Origin of the sequence: Nesterenkonia sandarakina, assembly GCF_014138825.1 — a bacterium.
Taxonomy (GTDB): Bacteria; Actinomycetota; Actinomycetes; order Actinomycetales; family Micrococcaceae; genus Nesterenkonia; species Nesterenkonia sandarakina.
Genome location: NZ_JACJIH010000001.1, coordinates 745,154 through 764,078 on the forward strand (window position 1 = coordinate 745,154; position 18,925 = coordinate 764,078).

General features: G+C 66.5%; 15 protein-coding genes. 5 read left to right on the forward strand and 10 right to left on the reverse strand.

Annotation, left to right across the window (positions count from 1 at the left end; translation table 11 throughout):
- Position 1: 1 nt before the first annotated feature.
- Positions 2–3,139 carry an Rne/Rng family ribonuclease gene (locus HNR24_RS03365; RefSeq protein ID WP_182495007.1) on the reverse strand — a complete coding sequence of 1,046 codons (3,138 nt, stop codon included), beginning with the start codon at positions 3,137–3,139 and terminating at the stop codon, positions 2–4.
- 382 nt (positions 3,140–3,521) lie between these two features.
- Between HNR24_RS03365 and HNR24_RS03370 the strand changes: the two genes are divergently transcribed.
- The 3 genes from HNR24_RS03370 to HNR24_RS03380 all read left to right on the forward strand — a co-directional run bounded on the left by HNR24_RS03370 (position 3,522) and on the right by HNR24_RS03380 (position 5,994).
- Entirely contained in the window at positions 3,522–4,133 is a 612-nt protein-coding gene (locus HNR24_RS03370; RefSeq protein WP_182495008.1) for a vitamin K epoxide reductase family protein, read from the forward strand.
- A gap of 86 nt (positions 4,134–4,219) precedes the next feature.
- Positions 4,220–5,329: an S-(hydroxymethyl)mycothiol dehydrogenase gene (locus HNR24_RS03375; protein WP_182495009.1), complete on the forward strand. Its 1,110-nt coding sequence runs from the start codon at positions 4,220–4,222 to the stop codon at positions 5,327–5,329.
- 8 nt (positions 5,330–5,337) lie between these two features.
- Positions 5,338–5,994 (forward strand): MBL fold metallo-hydrolase, encoded by a 657-nt coding sequence (locus tag HNR24_RS03380; protein ID WP_182495010.1) that lies wholly within the window; start codon positions 5,338–5,340, stop codon positions 5,992–5,994.
- Between the two features lie 34 nt (positions 5,995–6,028).
- Here the strand turns inward: HNR24_RS03380 and HNR24_RS03385 are convergent, their stop codons facing one another.
- From HNR24_RS03385 to nrdH, 5 genes are all read right to left on the reverse strand, one after another.
- Positions 6,029–6,823: a lipoate--protein ligase family protein gene (locus HNR24_RS03385; protein WP_259392393.1), complete on the reverse strand. Its 795-nt coding sequence runs from the start codon at positions 6,821–6,823 to the stop codon at positions 6,029–6,031.
- A gap of 19 nt (positions 6,824–6,842) precedes the next feature.
- Entirely contained in the window at positions 6,843–7,817 is a 975-nt protein-coding gene (gene nrdF, locus HNR24_RS03390) for a class 1b ribonucleoside-diphosphate reductase subunit beta (protein WP_058889215.1), read from the reverse strand.
- Positions 7,818–7,893: 76 nt separating this feature from the next.
- Positions 7,894–10,038 carry a class 1b ribonucleoside-diphosphate reductase subunit alpha gene (gene nrdE, locus HNR24_RS03395; protein WP_182495011.1) on the reverse strand — a complete coding sequence of 715 codons (2,145 nt, stop codon included), beginning with the start codon at positions 10,036–10,038 and terminating at the stop codon, positions 7,894–7,896.
- A 35-nt stretch (positions 10,039–10,073) separates the two neighbouring features.
- Entirely contained in the window at positions 10,074–10,502 is a 429-nt protein-coding gene (gene nrdI, locus HNR24_RS03400) for a class Ib ribonucleoside-diphosphate reductase assembly flavoprotein NrdI (RefSeq protein WP_310735376.1), read from the reverse strand.
- A 7-nt stretch (positions 10,503–10,509) separates the two neighbouring features.
- The gene (nrdH, locus tag HNR24_RS03405; protein WP_058889217.1) at positions 10,510–10,761 is read right to left on the reverse strand and encodes a glutaredoxin-like protein NrdH; all 252 of its coding nucleotides are present in this window, start codon (positions 10,759–10,761) and stop codon (positions 10,510–10,512) included.
- 505 nt (positions 10,762–11,266) lie between these two features.
- Here nrdH and HNR24_RS03410 point away from each other — a divergent pair.
- Positions 11,267–12,262 carry a GTP pyrophosphokinase gene (locus HNR24_RS03410; RefSeq protein WP_259392394.1) on the forward strand — a complete coding sequence of 332 codons (996 nt, stop codon included), beginning with the start codon at positions 11,267–11,269 and terminating at the stop codon, positions 12,260–12,262.
- 4 nt (positions 12,263–12,266) lie between these two features.
- Here the strand turns inward: HNR24_RS03410 and HNR24_RS03415 are convergent, their stop codons facing one another.
- From HNR24_RS03415 to chrA, 4 genes are all read right to left on the reverse strand, one after another.
- Complete coding sequence (locus tag HNR24_RS03415) at positions 12,267–13,214, reverse strand: bifunctional hydroxymethylpyrimidine kinase/phosphomethylpyrimidine kinase (protein ID WP_182495012.1); 948 nt, start codon at positions 13,212–13,214, stop codon at positions 12,267–12,269.
- 107 nt (positions 13,215–13,321) lie between these two features.
- A complete protein-coding gene (locus tag HNR24_RS03420) occupies positions 13,322–15,118 on the reverse strand; it encodes a gamma-glutamyltransferase (RefSeq protein WP_058889219.1) in 1,797 nt (598 codons plus the stop codon).
- 12 nt (positions 15,119–15,130) lie between these two features.
- The gene (locus HNR24_RS03425) at positions 15,131–16,291 is read right to left on the reverse strand and encodes a DUF418 domain-containing protein (protein ID WP_058889220.1); all 1,161 of its coding nucleotides are present in this window, start codon (positions 16,289–16,291) and stop codon (positions 15,131–15,133) included.
- 98 nt (positions 16,292–16,389) lie between these two features.
- On the reverse strand, positions 16,390–17,634 hold the full coding sequence (chrA, locus tag HNR24_RS03430) for a chromate efflux transporter (RefSeq protein WP_058889481.1): 1,245 nt from the start codon (positions 17,632–17,634) through the stop codon (positions 16,390–16,392).
- 133 nt (positions 17,635–17,767) lie between these two features.
- On the opposite strand from chrA, the gene HNR24_RS03435 reads away from it, so the two are divergent.
- Complete coding sequence (locus HNR24_RS03435) at positions 17,768–18,925, forward strand: SGNH/GDSL hydrolase family protein (protein WP_198144734.1); 1,158 nt, start codon at positions 17,768–17,770, stop codon at positions 18,923–18,925.

An 18,925-nucleotide genomic window follows, 5' to 3' on the forward strand; every position in this document is an offset into this window, starting at 1 on the left:
ACTACTCGGGACGGGAGATCTCCTCGGCCTTGACCCCGACGCCGAACATCACCGGCTCGCTGGCCGGCTTCTTCTTCGGCGTCTCGACCGCGCCCTGCTCGGTCTGAGCCGAAGAGAAGGTCTTGCCCGCTGGCTTCTCTGCGGCGGCGATCTGCTGGACCTCACCGGAGGCCCCCTGGACGGATCCGGCGGCACGACGACGACGGCGGGTCGGTGCCGGGCTGCGCGGTTCACGCGAGTCCAGCGCCTGACCCAGGGTGTCCAGCGAGGCCTGCTTGTCCTTGCCCGAGGCGCCAGCCGAGGCGGAAGCCTTCTGGTCGCGCTTCTCGGCGCGCGGAAGCGGAACCTCCTCGCCGCCGATCCGCAACACCTTCTCGGCAGGAGCATCCGTGGACGCATCCGGGGCCTTGGAGGTCCCGGATTCGGACTTCGCAGCATCGGATGTCACAGCATCGGACTTGGCTGCGTCGGGCTGCCCGGCCTCGGCTTTGGCAGAGCCCGCACGAGTGCCGGCGTCGCTGTCCGAAGCGGCCGCGTCGGCCGGTCCGGAGCTGCTCTGCGCCGTGCTGTTCTGTGCCGTGCTGCCCGCGGGCTGGCTGGCGCTGCGGCGGCCTCGGCGGCGGGTCGGACGTGAGCCTGTGCCGGAATCGGCGCCGGAGCCGGACTGCGCGTTCTGCCCGGAACGGCCGCCGTCGTTGCTGTTCTTCTCAGGCTCGTCGGCCTTGGCACGGTCGCCCTCGGTGGAGCGCTGCTCTTCCTCGGCGTGCTTGGAGGCGGTCGCGGCGGCGACCTGAGCCAGCGCCTGGCGGGCCTTCTCCTGGCGCTGCTTCTCCTCTGCGCTGACCTCGTGGGAAGACTGCTGGGCGGGCTGGGCGGCGTCCTGGTCATCCTCGGGGCGGCGGCCCTTGGACTTGCGCCGCTTCTTCGGCGCCCGTGCCTTCTGCGGCTCCCCGTGCGAGGTGAAGGATCCGCCGTGCTCCACCGGTTCTGGGTGGGTGATCACGCCGCGTCCAGCGCAGTGCTCGCAGTCCTCGGAGAAGACCTCCAGGAGTCCGGTGCCCATGCGCTTGCGCGTCATCTGGATCAGCCCGAGTGAGGTCACCTCGGCGACCTGATGCTTGGTCCGGTCACGGCCCAGGCACTCGACGAGGCGGCGCAGCACCAGATCCCGGTTGACCTCAAGGACCATGTCGATGAAGTCGACCACGATGATCCCACCGATGTCGCGCAGACGCAGCTGACGCACCAGCTCCTCGGCGGCTTCGAGGTTGTTCTTGGTGACGGTCTCCTCGAGGTTTCCGCCGGATCCGACGAACTTGCCGGTGTTGACATCGACCACGGTCATCGCCTCGGTGCGGTCGAAGACCAGCGAACCGCCGGAGGGCAGGTTGACCTTGCGGTCCAGCGCCTTGTTCAGCTGCTCGTCGATCCGGTGGTGGGCGAAGATGTCGTTGCTCTTCTGCTCCTCCGGGATCCACTGCTGCAGCCGATCGAGAAGGTGCGGGGCCACATAGGTGACATAGGCCTCGATGTTGTCCCAGGTCTCTTCGCCCTGGACCTCCATGGAGGAGAAGTCCTCGTTGAAGACGTCGCGGACCACCTTGATCGTCAGGTCCGGTTCGGCGTAGAAGAGCTCGGGTGCGAGGACCTTCTTGTCCTCGGACTGGCGCTGGATCTGCTCCCAGAGCGCGCGCAGCCGGTTGATGTCGTTGGTCAGCTCCTCCTCCGAGGCGCCCTCCGCGGCGGTGCGCACGATCACACCGGCGTTGTCCGGCATGTGATCCTTCAGGACCTTCTTCAGCCGGGCCCGCTCGGTGTCGGGCAGCTTCCGTGAGATCCCGGTCATCGAACCGCCGGGGACGAAGACCAGGTAGCGGCCGGGCAGCGAGATCTGGCTGGTGAGCCGGGCACCCTTATGTCCCACCGGGTCCTTGGTGACCTGGACCAGCACGGAGTCCCCGGACTTCAGGGCGTTCTCGATCTTCCGGGGTCCACCGTTGAGGCGGGACGCGGCCCAGTCGACCTCACCGGCGTAGAGCACGGCATTGCGGCCTCGTCCGATGTCCACGAAGGCCGCCTCCATGGAGGGCAGCACGTTCTGGACCTTGCCCAGGTAGACGTTGCCGATCAGCGAGTCCTGGGTGGTGTGCGAGACGTAATGCTCAGCGAGCACACCGTCTTCGAGCACACCGATCTGGATCCGCTCCCCACGCTGGCGCACGATCATCTTGCGGTCCACGGACTCGCGGCGAGCCAGGAACTCGGCCTCGGTGATCACCTGCCGGCGGCGACCGGTGTCCCGGGAGGAGCGACGGCGCTGCCGCTTGGCCTCAAGCCGAGTGGAACCCTTGAGCCCGGTGACCTTGTCCGACGCGGGAGCCTCTGCGGCTTCGCGCGGGGCGCGCACCCGGGTCACGGTGTGCGCATCATCCTCGTTGGACTCCACCTCAAGGTCGGAGCTGCCACGACGACGACGCCGCCGCTTGCGGATCACCGGCGAGTCATCCTCGGAGGAGTTCTCACCGGTGGCGGCGCGGCCCTGCTCACCGGAGGCGGAGGAATCAGCGTTCTTCGACGCCGAGCCCTTGGATTCGTCCTTGCTCTCGGAGTCGCGCTGACCCGTCGGATCCTGCCCGCGTCCAGCGTCCGAAGATCCGGAATCGCCGGAGTCCGAGGAACCCTCGGAGCCGCGATTCTTGTTCCGGCCGCCGCGGCGACGCTTCCGACGCGACCGGCGCCCTGATCCGTCGCCGTCCTGATCCTCATCTGAGGAGGAGTCCCAGCCCTGCGAGTCTTCCTCGGCCGAGGTCCGGTCCTGCTGGTGCTCGGCCTGCTGGTTCCCGGACTGCGATGACTCGTTGCGCTCGGACCGATCGTTCTTCCCGGAACGGCCCTCGCGGGAGCCGGTCGAATCGTCTTTGGCGCTGCTGCGAGCCTTGACGGTGGCAAGGTCGGGCGCCTGGAAGAGCACGTTGACGGCGTCGTCCTGCACGGTGGGTCCAGCGGCATCCGTCTCATCGGCCTCAGCGGCGTCCTCGGCGGGCTCTGCGCTCTGCTTCGGCGGCTGTGGTGCACTGAACGGATTGAAGATGTCGTTGTTGCCCGCGGTGTCGTCTGCGGGGGTCTCGGGGTGGGACATTATGGAGTTGCTCCTGACCGCTCCCACGGTGCCACACTCACCGCATCTGCGGCTCTGCTTAGGTGGATTCAGCCGGTCGCGTTGACCCTGGCTCTCACAAAGGGTGCGACCTGCTCATTCCACATATTGATGTTGTCTCAAACCTATTGTTCCCAGCTCCACTGGCTTTCCGGGCGCTGCTCCGATTCTCACGGAGCGCGCTCTGCGCGGCCTTCCAGTGGCTGTTCATCGCTCCCTCGCCTCCGCAGTGACGGTATCTCACAGCGGGTTCTCTGCGGCTGGGGTGATGCCATACAAGCCTTCTCGGTCTGCGGGTGTGGTCCGCGCGCCGATGTGACTCAGTATCGCATACCGCTCCAGATATCTTGCGTAGAATCCCCGCATGGCCCCACACCGAACTGATCAGCTGATTCGCCCACGCGTCGCCTCCACGCGATCGGTCGGGGTCTGGCTGCTGCTGACCTCGATCGTGGCGGCGGTGGCCAGCGGGCTGTTGATGTACGAGCGGATCCAGCTCTGGCGCGATGCGGACTACACCACCGCCTGCGATATCAATCCCTGGGTCTCCTGTGGCCTGGTCATGGACTCCTGGCAGGCTTCGAGCTTCGGATTCCCGAACATCTTCCTCGGCGTCGTGGGATTCCCGCTGGCCATCCTGGTGGCGGTGACCATCCTCGGCCGGGTCCCGCTGCCCCGCTGGTACTGGCTCGGTCTGCAGGCCGGGGTGACCTTCGCACTCGGTTTCTGCATCTGGCTGTGGTCCCAGGCGGTGTTCGTGATCGGCGCCCTCTGCCCCTACTGCATGGTGGTCTGGGCGGCGGTCATCCCGATGTTCGTGATCGTGACTGCGCGCAACATCGCCACCGGCGCGCTCCCGGTGGGTCCCGGGCTGCAGAAGTTCTCCGTTGACTGGTGGTGGGTGGCGATCGTCCTGATCTACCTGGTGGTGGTGGGCAGCATCATCCTCCAGTTCCCCCAGGCCTTCACCGGCTGAGGGTTACCGCTTGCCGCTGAGATATCGTGGAAACCGGCGCGGGACCCGCGCCGAACGTGTGACCTGCAGATATTGAGGAGCTGGCAATGCCCCAGACCGTGAATGCCGTCGTCGTCAAAGAGAAGGACGGTCCCGCCGTCCTTGAGCAGATCATCGTCCCGGACCCGATCGCCGGCGAGGTGGTGGTCGATGTCCTGACCTGCGGCGTGTGCCAGACCGACCAGCATTACCAACAGGGTGAGGTGGGAGACAACTTCCCCTACCTGCTCGGCCACGAGGCCACCGGGCGGGTCTCGGAGATCGGCGAGGGCGTCACCAACGTCAAGGTCGGGGACACCGTGATCTTGAACTGGCGCGCGGTCTGCGGGGAATGCCGCGCCTGCCGCAAGGGCGAGCCGAAGTACTGCTTCGACACCCACAACGCGCAGCAGCAGATGACCCTCACCGACGGCACGCCTCTTGAGGCGGCTCTGGGCATCGGGGCCTTCGCCGAGAAGACCCTGGTCGCCGCCGGACAGTGCACCCTCATCGAAGACGTCCCGGCCGAGTCCAATGCCGCGGTGGGTCTGCTGGGCTGCGGGATCATGGCCGGCATCGGTGCCGCGATCAACACCGGAGAGGTCAAGCGCGGCGAGTCCGTGGCTGTGATCGGCGCCGGCGGCGTGGGCACCGCTGCGGTGCTCGGGGCGAAGCTGGCCGGAGCCACCACGATCATCGCGGTGGACCTGGATGAGCGGAAGCTCACCAAGGCCGCCGAGCTCGGCGCCACCCACACGATCAACTCCAAGGAGTCCGACGCCGTGGAGAGAATCCGCGAGCTGACCGGCGGATTCGGCGCTGATCTGGTCATCGACGCCGTGGGCCGCCCCGAGACCTATAAACAGGCGTTCTACGCCCGCGATCTCGCCGGACGCGTGGTGCTGGTCGGGGTCCCTGACCCCTCCCACACCTTGGAGCTGCCACTGGCTGACGTCTTCGGCCGCGGCGGCTCGCTGAAGTCCTCCTGGTACGGCGACTGCCTGCCCTCCCGAGACTTCCCGATGCTGGTCAGCCACTACCGCAACGGCAATCTCGACCTCGACGCCTTCGTCACCGAACGGGTGTCTCTCGATCAGGTCCAGGAAGCCTTCGACACGATGAACCGCGGCGAGGTGCTGCGCTCGGTGGTCGAGCTGCAGTCCTCCACGCAGAATTGAGGAACCCCATGAGCACCAGCTTTGAGAATCTCGTCACCTCCGGAACGTTCTCCCTCGACGGCGGAACCTGGGATGTGGACAACAACGTCTGGATCATCGGCGATGAGCACGAGGTGATCATCATCGACCCGGCGCATGACGCCGACGCCGTGGCCAATGCCGTGGGAGAGCGCTCAGTGAGCGCGATCCTGCTCACCCACGGGCACGACGACCACATCAGTCAGGCCCTGGAGGTGCAGAAGCGCCTCGGCGGCAGGATCCATCTGAACCCGGAGGATCAGATGCTCTGGGATGCGGTGCATGAGGGAACGGTGCCCGATGTGCACATCAACGACGGCGACGTGTTCACCGTGGGAGACGCCACCCTGGTCGCGATCCACACCCCCGGCCACTCCCCCGGGTCCACCTGCTTCTACTCTGAGTCGCTGACCGGGCCTGATGGGACCACCCAGCCGGTGCTGTTCTCCGGAGACACGTTGTTCTCCGGAGGCCCCGGCGCGACGGGTCGGTCCTACTCGAGCTTCGAGACCATCATCGAGTCGATCCGGACTCGACTGTTCCAGGAGCTGCCGTCCGAGACCGTGGTCAACACCGGGCACGGCCCGTCGACCATGATCGGGTCCGAGTCTCCGCAGCTGCAGGAATGGATCGATCGCGGGGAGTGAGCGGCCGCTTGAACTGATCAGCAGCAGATGCTGCTCAGCCGCGTGCAGCGGCGCTGGAAGGGATCGGCGAGGGCTCGTCTATCTCTTCCAGCATCCAGCGCTGGCGATAGACCTGAAGCACAGCCGCTTCGATCTTCTCCACGGTGGTATCCACCCCGAGGTCGGTGATCGCCCCGGCGGTGAGCGGGTCCCAGGGGATCCCGAGCGCCGCGTAGGCGCCGGAGAGCACCCTTCGGATCGGGGCTCCGTCCTCGACGATGACCGAGGAGGAGAACAGCCAGCCGGAGCTGATCACTCGCTGGGCGGTTCCGATGAGCTTGATCCTGAGATCCGGTTCCTCCCGGGAAATTCCGTGGACCGAATGATCGCCCGGGCAGTACTCCCCCGGGATCGGTCCCAGACGGGCTGTGACGCCTGCAATCTCCAGCGCTTCGCATAGCAGCTCGCCGAACTCGGTGAACCTGGTCTGAGAGTGCCGGATCGGATCGGGGTCCGGCTCGATGTGGTCGATCACCAGAGAACCGTGATGATAAGCCGCCGCGCGGCCCCCGGCGCGACGCACCAACGGTGTGAAACCTTCGTCCCGGCAGACCTGGGCGGCGTCGTCGAACCCGGGAAGCCGCTCGTCCCGCTGCCCGAAGGCCACTGTGGGTTCCGGCCGGTAGAGCCGCAACAGCGGTGCGACCCCACGGTCAGCCGGACTCTGTTCGTTCCGGGTTCGACCCGCGGCGCGCGTGCGTCGCAACAGAGACAGGGCCAGCTCCAGATCGGCCTCGGCGCCGTGGCTGGCGCTCTGCCGGTAGACCTGGAGCGGCCCTGTGTCTGTCATGGGTAGGTGCACGAGTGGATCAGAAGTCCCAGTCGTCGTCCTCGGTCTCCTCGGCCTTGCCGATCACATAGGAGGACCCGGAGCCGGAGAAGAAGTCGTGGTTCTCGTCGGCGTTGGGGCTCAGTGCGGAGAGGATCGCGGGGTTCACCTCGCTGATCTCTTTGGGGAACATCGCCTCGTAGCCCAGGTTCATCAGGGCCTTGTTGGCGTTGTAGTGCAGGAACTTCTTGACGTCCTCGCTCAGGCCCACGCCGTCGTAGAGGTCGTGGGTGTACTGCAGCTCGTTCTCGTAGAGCTCGTACATCAGCTCGTAGGTGTAGTCCTTGAGCTCCTGCTGACGCTCCGGGCTCTCCTGCTCGAGGGCCCGCTGATACTTGTACCCGATGTAGTACCCGTGCACGGCCTCGTCACGGATGATCAGTCGAATGATGTCCGCGGTGTTGGTCAGCTTTGCCCGCGAAGACCAGTGCATCGGCAGGTAGAAACCGGAGTAGAAGAGGAAGGACTCCAGGATGGTCGAGGCCACCCGCTTCTTCAGTCCGTCATCGCCGTGGTAGTAGTCCATGACGATCTGCGCCTTGCGCTGCAGGTTCACGTTCTCCTTGGACCAGCGGAACGCCTCGTCGATCTCCTTGGTGGAGCACAGCGTGGAGAAGATCTGCGAGTAGGACTTGGCGTGGACCGACTCCATGAAGGAGATGTTGGTCAGCACCGCCTCCTCGTGCTGGGTCAGGGCATGCGGGATCAGCGCCACGGCACCGACGGTGCCCTGGATGGTGTCCAGCAGGGTGAGTCCGGTGAAGACCCGCATGGTGAGGGTCTTCTCCTCCTCGGTCAGCGTGGCCCAGGACTGGACGTCGTTGGACAGCGGCACCTTCTCCGGCAGCCAGAAGTTGTTGACCAGCCGGTTCCAGACTTCGCTGTCCTTCTCGTCTTCCAGGCGATTCCAGTTGATCGCCTCGACGTGCTCGAGGAGCGCTTTAGATGATGTCAACGTCAGGAGTCTCTTTCTACAAGAAGCGGGGTTCCGGATGGGGCCGTGGTGGTCACGACCCGGATGGGCCCGAGGGTCAGAGCATGCAGGAGACGCAGCCGTCGACCTCGGTGCCTTCCAGCGCGAGCTGACGCAGGCGGATGTAGTAGAGCGTCTTGATGCCCTTGCGCCATGCGTAGATCTGCGCCTTGTTGATGTCTCGGGTGCTGGCGGTGTCCTTGAAGAACAGCGTCAGGGACAGGCCCTGGTCCACGTGCTGAGTGGCAGCGGCGTAGGTGTCGATGATCTTCTCGTAGCCGATCTCATAGGCATCCTGGTAGTACTCCAGGTTGTCGTTGGTGAGATAGGGCGCCGGGTAGTAGACCCGCCCGAGCTTGCCCTCCTTGCGGATCTCGATCTTCGAGGCCACCGGGTGGATCGAGGAGGTCGAGTTGTTGATGTAGGAGATCGAGCCGGTGGGCGGCACGGCCTGCAGGTTCTGGTTGTAGATCCCGTGGGCCATGACCGAAGCCTTGAGCTCACGCCAGTCGGCCTGGGAGGGGATGTCCACGTGGGCGAAGAGCTCTCGGACCTTCTCGGTCGCCGGTGCCCAGACCTGCTCGGTGTACTTCTCGAAGAACTCACCGGAGGCGTACTGCGAGTTCTCGAAGCCGTCAAAGCTCTGACCGGTCTCGATCGCGAGCTGGTTCGAGGCGCGCAGCGCGTGGAAGAGCACCGTGTAGAAGTAGATGTTGGTGAAGTCGATGCCCTCTTCGGACCCATAGTGGACGCGTTCCCGCGCCAGGTAGCCGTGCAGGTTCATCTGCCCCAGACCGATCGCGTGGGAGCGGCGGTTGCCTTCGGCGATGGAGGGCACCGAGTTGATGTAGGACATGTCCGAGACGGCAGTCAGGGTGCGGATCGCGGTCTCGATGGTCTGTCCGAAGTGCGGGGAGTCCATCGCCTTGGCGATGTTCATCGAGCCCAGGTTGCAGGAGATGTCCTTGCCGATCTCCGAGTAGCTCAGATCGTCGGCGAACTCGCTGGGCTCTGAGACCTGCAGGATCTCCGAGCACAGGTTGGACATGGAGATCCGACCGGCGATCGGGTTCGCCCGGTTCACCGTGTCCTCGAACATCACGTAAGGGTAGCCGGACTCGAACTGGATCTCGGCCAGGGTCTGGAAGAACTCGCGGGCGTTGATCTTGGTCTTGCGGATCCGCGCGTCGTCGACCATCTCGTGATACTTCTCGGTCACAGAGATCTCGCTGAACGCCTTGCCGTAGACGCGCTGAACGTCATAGGGGCTGAACAGGTACATCGGCTCGTTCTTCTTGGCGAGCTCGAAGGTGATGTCGGGGACGACGACGCCGAGCGAGAGCGTCTTGATCCGGATCTTCTCGTCCGCGTTCTCCCGCTTGGTGTCGAGGAACCGGAAGATGTCCGGGTGGTGGGCGTTGAGGTACACCGCGCCTGCGCCCTGGCGTGCTCCGAGTTGGTTGGCGTAGGAGAAGGAGTCTTCCAGCAGCTTCATCACCGGGATCACCCCGGAGGACTGGTTCTGGATGTGCTTGATCGGGGCGCCGTTCTCGCGGATGTTCGTCAGCGAGAGCGCCACGCCTCCCCCGCGCTTGGAGAGCTGCAGCGAGGAGTTGATGGCGCGCGCGATGGACTCCATGTTGTCCTCGATGCGCAGCAGGAAGCAGGAGACCAGCTCGCCGCGCTGCTTCTTCCCGGAGTTCAGGAAGGTCGGGGTCGCGGGCTGGAACCGGCCGGAGATCATCTCATCGACCATCTTGTTCGCCAGCTGCTCGTCGCCGCGGGCCAGGTGCAGCGCAACCATGGTGACCCGGTCCTCGTAGCGCTCCAGGTAGCGATCGCCGTCGAAGGTCTTCAGCGCGTAGGAGGTGTAGAACTTGAAGGCACCGAGGAAGGTCGGGAAGCGGAACTTCGCGGCGTAGGCGCGGTCGAAGATGGCGCTGATGAATTCCTGGGAATACTGCTCGAGCGTCTCCGGCTCGTAGTAGTCGTTCTTGACCAGGTAGCCGAGCTTCTCCTCCAGGTTATGGAAGAAGACCGTGTTGGTGTTCACGTGGTCCAGGAAGTACTGCCGCGCCGCGAGCTGATCGGCCTCGAACTGGATCTCTCCGTCGGGGCCGTAGAGGTTGAGCATCGCGTTGAGCTCGTGGTAGCTCAGGCCCTGCCACTGGGCGGGCATGACTTTGGCCAGCGGTGCGTCCATGGAGGTTCCGCCCTGCTGTGCGGTGCTCGCCGCGTTCAATGGCTTGGTTGCTGTTTCCAAAACTCTTCCAATCCCGATTCGACTGTGGCCACGTCTTCTGCGGTGCCCATCAGTTCGAATCTGTAGAGGTGAGGGACTCGGCACTTGGCGGCGACGATGTCCCCGGCGATGCAGTAGCTCTCGTGAAAATTCGTGTTGCCCGCGCCGATCACTCCGCGCAGCAGGTTCCTGTTGGATTCGACATTGAGGAACTTGATGACCTGTTTCGGCACCGAGCCTTCGCCGGCGTCGGCTCCATAGGACGGAAGCACCAGCACGAAGGGACGCTCCGCGGCCAGGGTCTCATCCTTGGTGCGCAGCGGAAGCCTGGCGATCTCCCCCGCCCCGCGCTGAAGCTTCTCCACGAAGCGGTGCGTGTTGTTCGACACCGAGGAGAAGTAGATCAGCCGTGCGCTGGTGTTCACGGCTGCATCAGGCGACCGAGCTGATCGCAGCGTGCTGTACGGCCAGCTCGGAGATCTTGTCGGGACGGAATCCGGACCAATGATCGGCCTCGGTGATGACTACGGGGGCCTGCATGTAGCCCAGGCCGCGCAGCCGCTCCAGGGCCTCGGGGTCCTGGGTGATGTCGACGGTCTCGTAGGTCACGCCGTTCTTGTCCAGGGCGCGGTAAGTGGCGTTGCACTGGACGCAGGCGGGCTTGGTGTAGACAGTGACAGACATGGGACTCCCCGATTCGAGCGTGACGTTTTGGCTATGCCTCAATACTACATCTTGGGTCTTCAGATATCAGCAGCCACTAGATGATGTACTTGCACCCGTGTAGTTCTCCACCGGCTCTCCACAGGACCTGTGGACCGAGACTCCCCTGCAATGACGCGGAAGCGACGCCCATGCCCGGCGTTCCTCCACAGCTGTGGACTCCGATACTCCCAAGAAGAAGTTTCTGTCAGCGGCGCGTGTCTCGGCGTGTCTGATGCCCCAGAGCAGAAGATGTTGCGTCTGAGCCCTCGGGTTTTCACCAGATGTTGTGGTTGAGGTCTCCATTGCAGCCTCCAGGGCCAGGGCTGCGGCATCCAGCCTATCCGGCGGGCGGACCCGCCGCGCTCCGGCATGCCTTCGAGGGACTTCACAGCCAGTGCGTTTAGGGTCGAGAATCGAAGCACCGGTCCCGTGACCGACGACTCACCGTGGTGAGACCCTGAGACCCCAGAGGAGAACTTCCCCCATGTCCGCTGGACACGCTCCTGCCACCGACAGCCAGTTTCTGCCCGTTGAAGCCCCGGACGAGGTCTCGCTGAACACCAGGCTCCGGGTGCCGCCCGGGAAGGATCTGGCCCCGCAGGCACCTGCGGAGAAGAAGCCACAGCGCAGCGAGTCCGAGGTCTACCGGCAGCTGCTCTCAGAGCTGCACAGCAGCGCCGGGGAGGAGAACGACGGGGTGGCGGTCCGGATGGTCGACATCCGGCGTCAGCTCACCGAGTTCCAGCTGCACTATAAGTTCGGCATGGATGAGGTGCTCACCAAGATCAACGTGCTGCGGGAGGAGTTCGAACATACCCGCGACTACTCCCCCATCGAGCATGTGAACTACCGGCTGAAGTCCCTGGACCGGATCCTGGACAAGGTGCAGCGCTATGGCTGTGAACCCACGCTGGAGAGCATCCGGCACTCCATCCGAGACATCGCGGGAATCAGAATCACCTGCTCCTTCGTCTCCGATGCCTACTGGGTCGCGGAGATGCTCTGCAGCCAGCCGGATCTGCGGGTGGTCGAGGTCAAGGACTACATCCGCAACCCCAAGCTCAACGGGTACCAGAGCCTGCATGTGATCGTCCAGGTCCCGGTCTTCCTCTCCAACCGCACCGAGTTCGTCTACGTGGAGGTCCAGATCCGCACGGTTGCGATGGACTTCTGGGCTTCTCTGGAGCACAAGATCTACTACACCTACGACGGCGAGGTCCCTGGCGACATCCTCGATGAGCTGCGCGACGCCGCCGTGAAGGCCGCCGCACTGGATGCGCAGATGGCCTCCATCCGGGACCGGGTGACCGCACTGAAGGATCAGGCGCCGGTCTCCGGCCAGGGTGCCACCGGGCCGACTCCTCCGGATCGGGCGACGACCGGGGCATGGTTCCCCTCCGACGACGCGATGGGGACCACCTGGAAGTGGGAGGACATCGCCAAGCACGCCGGCGGACCCCACGAGTCGCCCCAGAGCTGATTCGTTACGGGGCTGAGCCGCCCCAGAGCTGCGCGAAATGCTGGATCGGGCCGTGGCCCTGTCCGACGTCGAGGCGTTCAGAGTCCTGCAGGGCTTCGGTCATCCACTCCTTGACCACCGGCAGCGCGGCCGAGAAGCTGAAGCCCCGGGCTGCCAGGGTGGCCAGAGCCGCCGAGACCGAACACCCGGTCCCGTGCGTGTTCTGGGTCGGGATCCTGGGCGAGACGAACCGCTCCTCATCCGGGCGCACACCGGCCTGGGCAGGGTAGACCAGGGTGTCCACGACGAGTTCCTGCGCCGAGGCGTCGTCCAGGTGCCCACCCTTGGCCAGGACCACCACCTGGTGCGCATCGGCGACGGTGCGGGCTTGGGCGATCAGGCCTTCGGGATCACCGGCGGGCTCCTCCCCGGCCAGCAGCGCCAGTTCCGGCACGTTCGGGGTGATCAGATCCGCCCGGCGCAGAAACTCCAGCAGCGCAGACTCTGCGGCGGCGTCGAGCAGTCGGTCACCGGAGGTCGCGACCATGACCGGGTCCAGCACCAGCACCGGAAGAGACCGGCCGCCAACCTCACGGTCGCCAACCCCGCGCCCGCCGTGGGCACTGCCGAGGAGACCACTGCCGCCGTCGTCACCGGGCGCACCGAGGCTGTCCAGCCAATCGACCACGGCGCGGATGGTGTCCTCTGTGCCCAACATGCCGATCTTGATCGCGTCGATCGCGACATCCTCGGAGACCGCATCCAGCTGGGCACGCAGGAAGCTCACCGGAGGCAGGTGGATCTCCCGCACCCCCAGGGTGTTCTGCGCCACCAGCGCGGTCACCGCGCACATCCCGTAGCCACGATGCGCGGCGATGCTCTTCAGGTCCGCCTGGATGCCGGCCCCTCCGGTGGGGTCGGTGCCGGCGATCGAGAGGATGTTTGGGATGCTGCGCGGTGACAGAGGGCTCATGGCTCCATGCTAATCGGCCGGCGCTGCTGCGCTCAGCCGCTCCGGCGCTCTGCGACCAGGGCGGGTCCAGGATCGTGCCGCCAGGTGCAGGTGCAGGTGAAGGGCAGTCAGTCGATCACGGTGTGGCTGCCCACGCGCCGGTCATCATCAGCTCCGGTGACCTCTCCGGTCTCATAATCGACCTCGAGCGCCTGGACCGAGCCGAAGCCTCCCCATTCATCGGGCCACACCTGCAGCTCCCAACCAAGGTCCTCGAGTGCCTCCCGGGTCTGCTCATCCGGCTCGTCGTCGAGGACCAGGAGCTCATCTTCTGCGATGAGCCGGAAACGCAGTCCGTCCACGGCCTCCTGCAGCGGTGCGTCCTGGAGCCCCCACTGGGTGAGCACGGTGCCCATGATGTTCAGGATTTGATGCCCCCCGGGGGTGCCGATGCCCAGGACCGGACGCTGCTGGTCATCAAGGACGATGGTGGGCATCGACCAGGTCACGGACTTCCGGCCCGGCTCTGGTTGGTTCGCCGGAGAGTCCACTGCTTCGAACCTGCTGAGCTGGTTGTTCAGGAAGAACCCTCCGCTGACCTCACCGGCGCCCCAGAAGTTCGTCAGCGTGTTGGTCATCGAGACCATGATGCCCTCATCGTCGACCACCGAGACATGCGTGGTGTTGGCGTCCTGTGGCGCCTGCGCCTTAGGAGCACCCGCCTGCGCCTGGGGAGCATCCCCCTGAGCCTGCGCGGAATCATCACCGGGATCCTGATCGGGATCCTGCGCTGCGGACTGTGTGGAGACCTCCATGGCGGCGTTGGACTCCGCGTCGGTGATCTCCTCGACCGGGACCTGGACGAAGGCGGGGTCCCCGATCTCGGTGAGCACGGTCTCCTCCGCGACCAGCCAGGCCTCGGAGAGGGTCTGGATGTACTCGGCGGACCCCGGCTCGAGCTCCGCGATGCCCTGGGACTCCGCGATCTGGAGCAGCTGCACCAGGGCCGGGCCGGGCAGCGCCGGTGCGGCCGCGAGGACCTGGTAGTCGCCGAACTCCCCGGAGACCGGCTCGGCGGCGGTGACCTCATAGTCAGCCAGGGTCTGCGCGTCGATGCCCTCGACCTGGGTCAGCTGCTCGGCGAGGCTGCCGGTGTAGAAGGACTCCCAGCCCTCGGCGGCGAGGGTCTCAAGGGTGCTGGCGAGGTCGGTCTGGACAAGCTGGTCTCCGGACTCCAGCGGCTCGCCGTCGACCTCGAAGGGTTCGACCCCGGCGATGGCCTCGGGGCCGAGGTCCTCGGTCATCCGGGTGGCCAGGAAGTCATAGACCTCGAAGCCCTCGGAGGCGAGCTGCTGGGCGGGCTGGATCAGCCGGTCCCAGTCCAGGCTGCCGTGTTCCTGATGCAGGCGTCCCATGCCGGCGACGAAGCCGGGGGCACCGATGCCGGTCTCTGGGATCTCCCCGTCCACACCGACCATCTCGCGGTAGTCATAGAAGAGCGGGTCCCCGTCCTGTCCGGCGATGACCACCGATCCGCCGCCGCCGAGACCTGAGGCGAAGGGTTCGACCACCGACATCGCGAAGGCGGCGGCGATGGCGGCGTCCACGGAGTTCCCGCCCTCGGTGAGGACCTGTTCTCCAGCCTCGACGGCGAGCGGATGTCCCGCGCTGACTCCCTGCTGGGTGAGGGTGTCCTCCACCGGCTCAGGGGTGCTGGTGGGTTCTTCAGGGGTTTCGCTGGGTGCCGGTGGCGGTGGTGGCGGGGGCTCCTCCTCGGCGGCGCAGGCGGAGAGCAGACCGAAGCCTGCCAGCACCGCAGTGGCCCGGATGGCTTGGCTGCGCAACCGCACGCTGTGCGCCGGTCGGGTCCCTGTCCGGTGCGGCGTGAGCAGGTGTGGGCGCGGCGGGCGGTTCTTCGGCTGCATGTTTCGTCTCCCTCAGGAAGGCGTCGGCTTCTGTTCCATGGATGATCCGGGCTTCGCCCGGCGCGGGTAGGGGCGGGCGAGCTGACGGCGACGGTGCCGTTCGGGGAGGCGGTAGCTGACTCGCAGGAAGGCCGGCGTCTTGCGCAGCAGCGTCTCCAGCGGGCCGTAGCGGAAGTTCGCCATCCAGACCACGGCGAAGAGGATCAGCGCCAGCATGATCGCGCAGCTGATCAAGAAGCCCTGCAGCGGCTCTTCAGGCCCGGGGTAGATCAACAGCGCGATGATCACCAGGTGCGCGGTATAGGCGGTGAGCGGCATCTGGCCCACCGCGACCAGCAGCCGGATCCGCTGGTTGAAGTAGGGCACGACGATGAGCAGGATCCCCAGCACCATCACCGCGGTGCCGCTGGAGCTGATCAGCCACAGCGGCATCTGAGAATGGCCCACCGCGGAGATCAGGCGATCGAAGCCGACCTCAGAGGTGTCCGGCTCGCCGAGGACCCGGACCAGCACCTCGGAGGCTCCGAAGGCGCCGAACCCGGTGATGGCTCCGAGGTAGACCAGGCGCCGCTGCACCTTCGCGTTGCCCAGCGGCTGGCGGCCCAGCCAGACCCCGAGGAAGAACGGCGCGATCCAGACCACCAGAGGATAAGGCCCGGAGATCAGGATGGCACCCAGGATCTGGAACGGGGAGTCCCCGATCTGAGCCGGCTCGATGTGGAAATCGGTGCTCTGCCGCGCCAGGATCCACAGCACCGGGCCCAGCAGCGCCGAGGCGGCGGCGGAGAAGAACAGCCACCGGGTGGACATCTTGACCATGAAGGCGGCCAGGAAGAACAGCGCGGCGTAGGTGGAGAGGATCACGTTGACCCCGTGCTCCAGGGTCTGCAGCCCCAGGCCCAGGCCCAGCAGCAGCAGTCCGCGCCAGAGCAGCGTGCTGCGCCGGGTGATGCCCTTGGTCAGCGAGCGGCGAGCCAGAAACGTCACGCCGATGCCGGCGAGGACCACGAAGAGGATGGAGGCCCGACCGTTGAGCGCCCGCACGATCCACGAGGCCCAGCCGTCGTCGTTGTACGGGCCGACATTGACGATGATCATGCCGAAGACCGCCGCGGCCCGCGCCACATCGAGGGCATACAGACGACTCAGTCCGCGAGCTTGGGAGCTCAGCATGCGGCAGGGTCCTCCTCGCCAGATCGGTCAAGTACCTCAGAACTGTACCTCTCGGTCCTGCCCATTGGCTCGACATCCTCCCTCCGGCCAGTCGGGCCTCAGAGCAGCACCGCGCCGAGCAGACCGGCGCCGATCACCACGGCCCAGGCCGGTGCCCGCCAGCTGTTCAATGCGACGAAGGCCAGCACGGCGAGCACCAGCGCCTCGATTCCGACCTCGAGCACGCCGGCGGTGAAGACCGGGGTGTACAGCGCGGCGGCCAGGATGCCCACGACGCCGGCGTTGACCCCCATGAGCGCCTTCTGCGCGGAGGTGCTGCCGCGCAGCCGCTCCCAGAACGGCAGCGCCGCGATCACCAGCAGCGCGGCGGGGAGGAAGATCGCCAGCACTGCGACGGCGGCGCCCACCAGGCCCGAGGGCTCACCGGTGCTGGAGGCGCCGAGGAATCCGGCGAAGGTGAACAGCGGGCCGGGGACCGCCTGGGCGGCGCCATAGCCGGCGAGGAACACCTCCGGGTCCACCAGGGTCGGCACGGTCTCGGCCTGGAGCAGCGGCAGCACCACGTGGCCTCCCCCGAAGACCAGCGACCCGGCGCGGTAGAAGGAGTCCAGCATCGCCGCCCAGCCTGCCCCTGTGGCGGCGGCGAGCACCGGAAGTCCCGCCAGCAGCCCGAGGAAGACCCCTGAGGCGGTCCAGGCGGCACGCCGGGAGACGCGCACCGGGAAGGCGTCCTCGGGGCGGGGTCCGCTCTGCGGGGGACGCAGCCAGAACCACCCGATGATGCCGGCCAGCAGGATCGCGGCCACGGTGACGAAGGGGTTCGGGACCAGCAGCACCAGCACCATCGCGGCGGCGGCGATGGTGGCGCGGGGAGCGTCCGGGGTCAGCGTCTTGGCCATCGAGAGCACCGCATGGGCGACCACCGCCACCGCGGCGGCCTTGAGCCCATCGATCCACCCGGCCTCGGCGAGATCCCCAGCCTGCTGGAGGCCCAGAGCGAAGGCCACCAGGAGCACCACCGAGGGCATCGTGAAGGCGAACCACGCCGCGAGCATCCCGGGGTAGCCTGCCCGCTGCAGGCCCAGGGCCATGCCCACCTGGCTCGACGCCGGGCCGGGCAGGAACTGACACAGCCCCACCAGGTCGGCATAGGCCTTCTCGGTGAGCCAGCGACGGCGGGTGACGAAGGCGTCGCGGAAATAGGCCAGGTGCGCCACGGGACCGCCGAAGGAGGTCAGCCCCAGGCGCAGGAAGACCAGGAACACCTCCCCCACGGTGCCGGGATGGCGGGAGACCGACGGCGGTGCGCCGTCGTCCTCGGGGTGTGGGGAACGCTGAGTCATCAGCGCACACACTTGAGCAGGAAGGTTAACAGCAGTTGAACAGCCCTGATGCCCGGGTTGGTACCCTTCAGCGAGACTCGAGCCACCGGAAGCGGTGCCGGCGGGCCGTTGGAGAATGGAGACGGATATGAGGATGGCGGCCGCTGAACTGGCTCCGCTGCTGCGCGGCGCGCTGGAACACCAGGTCAGCGAGCGTGGGCTGCTTCCGTGGCGGCTGCCCGCCGCCGCGCGGCGTCAGACCACCGACCCCGGCGTGGAGCGCGTGGCCGCCCAGCCCAGCGGAGTCCATCTGGCCTTCCGCACCGAGGCCACCACGCTGGTGCTGATCACCCACCCGACTCGCGACGTCACCGGGAATCAGGTCCCGAAGAGCGGAGTCTACGACGTGTTAGTCGACGGGGAGCTCTATGCGCAGCTTCACTCCCCCGTGCAGGGTGTCGGCACGACCCGGCGCAGCGACCCGGTCACCGGTGAGGTCTCCACCAGCGTGGGAGCCGACGCCCGGATCGAGCTGCCGCAGCTTCCGCCCGGCGCCCACGACGTGCAGATCTGGCTGCCCCACGACGAGCGGACCGAGCTGGCGGCCCTTGAATCAGACGCCGAGCTGATCCCGTCGGACTCCGCGGGAACCACCCGCTGGCTGCACCACGGGAGCTCGATCAGCCACGGCTTCGCGGTCTCCCACCCCACCGGGACCTGGCCCGTGGTCGCGGCTCAGACGGCCGGAGTCCAGCTCACCAACCTTGGGCTCGCCGGTCAGGCGATGCTCGATCCGTTCACCGCGCGCACGATCCGCTCCGCCGAGGCCGATGTGATCAGTCTGAAGCTCGGGATCAACATCACCAACGGGGACACCATGCGGCTGCGCACCTTCGTCCCGGCGGTGCACGGCTTCCTCGACACGATCCGGGAGGGCCGCCACGCGCGGACTCCGCTGCTGCTGATCTCCCCTTTGCACTGCGCGATCCAGGAGACCCGACCCGGCCCGGTGCAGATGCAGCTGCTGGACTCCGGTCCGCGCTTCTCCGCCATGGGCGACCCGGCCGAGGTGGCCTCCGGGAAGCTCACCCTGCAGGTGATCCGCCGCACGCTGCGCGAGATCGTGCAGTCTCGGCGGGCGCAGGACCCGCAGCTGCATCTCCTCGATGGCCTGGAGCTCTTCGGGGCCAGGGATGAGGCTGAGCTGCCGATGGCGGATCAGCTGCACCCCGAGACCCAGGCGCAGCGGCGGATCGGGCAGCGCTTCGCAAATGTTGCACTCTCCCGCGGGGGCCCGCTGAACCTGGGATGA

Excerpts from the sequence above, each read along its gene's own strand:
- HNR24_RS03365 (WP_182495007.1), bottom strand. The coding sequence starts at position 3,139 with ATGTCCCACCCCGAGACCCCCGCAGACGACACCGCGGGCAACAACGAC.
- HNR24_RS03370 (WP_182495008.1), top strand. The coding sequence starts at position 3,522 with ATGGCCCCACACCGAACTGATCAGCTGATTCGCCCACGCGTCGCCTCC.
- HNR24_RS03375 (WP_182495009.1), top strand. The coding sequence starts at position 4,220 with ATGCCCCAGACCGTGAATGCCGTCGTCGTCAAAGAGAAGGACGGTCCC.
- HNR24_RS03380 (WP_182495010.1), top strand. The coding sequence starts at position 5,338 with ATGAGCACCAGCTTTGAGAATCTCGTCACCTCCGGAACGTTCTCCCTC.
- HNR24_RS03385 (WP_259392393.1), bottom strand. The coding sequence starts at position 6,823 with ATGACAGACACAGGGCCGCTCCAGGTCTACCGGCAGAGCGCCAGCCAC.
- nrdE (WP_182495011.1), bottom strand. The coding sequence starts at position 10,038 with ATGGACGCACCGCTGGCCAAAGTCATGCCCGCCCAGTGGCAGGGCCTG.
- nrdH (WP_058889217.1), bottom strand. The coding sequence starts at position 10,761 with ATGTCTGTCACTGTCTACACCAAGCCCGCCTGCGTCCAGTGCAACGCC.
- HNR24_RS03410 (WP_259392394.1), top strand. The coding sequence starts at position 11,267 with ATGTCCGCTGGACACGCTCCTGCCACCGACAGCCAGTTTCTGCCCGTT.
- HNR24_RS03415 (WP_182495012.1), bottom strand. The coding sequence starts at position 13,214 with ATGAGCCCTCTGTCACCGCGCAGCATCCCAAACATCCTCTCGATCGCC.
- HNR24_RS03420 (WP_058889219.1), bottom strand. The coding sequence starts at position 15,118 with ATGCAGCCGAAGAACCGCCCGCCGCGCCCACACCTGCTCACGCCGCAC.
- HNR24_RS03425 (WP_058889220.1), bottom strand. The coding sequence starts at position 16,291 with ATGCTGAGCTCCCAAGCTCGCGGACTGAGTCGTCTGTATGCCCTCGAT.
- chrA (WP_058889481.1), bottom strand. The coding sequence starts at position 17,634 with ATGACTCAGCGTTCCCCACACCCCGAGGACGACGGCGCACCGCCGTCG.
- HNR24_RS03435 (WP_198144734.1), top strand. The coding sequence starts at position 17,768 with ATGGCGGCCGCTGAACTGGCTCCGCTGCTGCGCGGCGCGCTGGAACAC.